We start from the raw sequence: 1806 nt of genomic DNA on the forward strand, positions 1-1806 counted from the left end.
GGGCCAGGGCGACCTTCGGCGCGCCGGCCAGGGCCCGCACCGCCGCGCCGGCGGCCCGACGCAGCGTCTCCGGGGCCGGGGCGGCGCCCGACGGCTCCGGACCGAGCCCGACCGCGACGACCAGCGGGGCGGTCACGGTGCCCAACGTGGCCAGCTTGACGACCTCACCCGGCCCACCCGTCGCGCCGAGCAGCGCGAGGGTCTCGGTCAGCTTGCCGTCGAACGCGGCGGCGATGCTCTCCGCGCCACTGGCGAGCAGCAGGGTGCCGGCGAGGCCGCTGGTGGCGTCCTGCTCTCCGGTCTGGCTGTGCAGGCCGATGACGATCGCGTCGACGGCGAGCTCGGCCGGGTCGGTGTCGACCAGGCTCAGGTTGGTGGTGCGGGGTGATGTCACTGAAGCTACTCCGGGCGGGCCGGGCCGGTCGCGGCGTCGCGTACCGGCGGTGAAGGTCTCCGGCGGAACCTACCCGCCGGACGTGATGGTTGTCCCGCCGACAGCGTCAGCGGGCTCCCGCCGATGCTAACCAGCCACGTTGTCCCCGGTAAGTTGCCACCCATGACCGACGTGACCTCCGCCGCCGCCGCGACCCGGCTGCGACGTTCCCCGCTGCACGAGCGGCACACCGCCGCCGGCGCCAAGTTCGCACCCTTCGGCGGTTGGGAGATGCCGCTGGAGTACGCCGGCGGTGGCGTGCTCAAGGAGCACACAGCGGTCCGGACGGCGGTCGGGGTCTTCGACGTGTCGCACCTGGGCAAGGCCCGGGTGACCGGGCCCGGCGCGGCCGACTTCGTCAACGCCTGCCTGAGCAACGACCTGGGCCGGATCGGCCCCGGCCGGGCGCAGTACACGCTCTGCTGCGACGACGCCACCGGCGGCGTGGTGGACGACATCATCGCCTACCTGTACGCCGACGACCACGTCTTCCTCATCCCGAACGCCGCGAACACCGCCGAGGTGGTGCGCCGGTTGCGCGCCGCCGCGCCCGCGCAGGTCACCGTCACCGACGAGCACGAGGCGTACGCCGTGCTGGCCGTGCAGGGCCCCCGCTCGGCGGAGTTGCTGGCCGCCCTCGGCCTGCCCACCGAGCACGACTACATGAGCTTCTCCGCCGCGAGCCTGGCCGGGGTGGAGCTGACCGTCTGCCGTACCGGCTACACGGGTGAGCTGGGCTACGAGCTGGTGGTGCCGGCCGAGCACGCGGTGGCCGTCTGGGATGCGCTCTTCGCCGCCGGTGCCTCGTTCGAGCTGCGCGCCTGCGGCCTGGCCGCCCGGGACACGCTGCGTACCGAGATGGGCTACCCGCTGCACGGGCAGGATCTGTCGCTGGACATCAGCCCGGTGCAGGCCCGCTCCGGTTGGGCGGTCGGTTGGGGCAAGCCGGCCTTCTGGGGCCGCGACGCGCTGCTCGCCGAGAAGGCCGCCGGCCCCCGGCGTACGCTGCGCGGCCTGGTGGCCGTTGACCGGGCCATTCCGCGGCCGGGGATGACCCTGCACGTCGGTGACCGGCAGGTCGGCGAGGTGACCAGTGGCACCTTCTCGCCGACCCGCAAGCAGGGCATCGCGCTGGCCCTCGTGGACACCGACGCCAACCTGACCGACGGCGACGAGGTCGAGATCGACATCCGGGGCCGCCGAGCGCCCCTGAAGCTGACCAAGCCCCCCTTCGTGCCGGCGGTACGACGCCAGCCGGCGTGGGTCGGCCTTGCCGGAGCCTCGATGGCGTACTGCTCGAACGTGGCGTCGCCCTGCGTCTCGGTGATGAGCAGCACGTGGTCGCGCTCGCGGGCCGCGTCGAGGGCGCCACG

General features: G+C 74.0%; 1 protein-coding gene and 1 pseudogene. One reads left to right on the forward strand and one right to left on the reverse strand.

What is annotated here, in order from left to right; all coding sequences use genetic code 11:
* On the reverse strand, nucleotides 1-394 hold a 394-nt coding region (locus ACWCO3_RS34380), incomplete at its 3' end, for a M17 family peptidase N-terminal domain-containing protein (RefSeq protein WP_450014166.1).
* A 162-nt stretch (nucleotides 395-556) separates the two neighbouring features.
* Here ACWCO3_RS34380 and gcvT point away from each other — a divergent pair.
* Nucleotides 557-1681, forward strand: a pseudogene (gcvT, locus tag ACWCO3_RS34385) (glycine cleavage system aminomethyltransferase GcvT); the annotation flags it as partial.
* Nucleotides 1682-1806 lie beyond the last annotated feature (125 nt).

Source organism: Micromonospora sp. NPDC002411 (assembly GCF_053592955.1).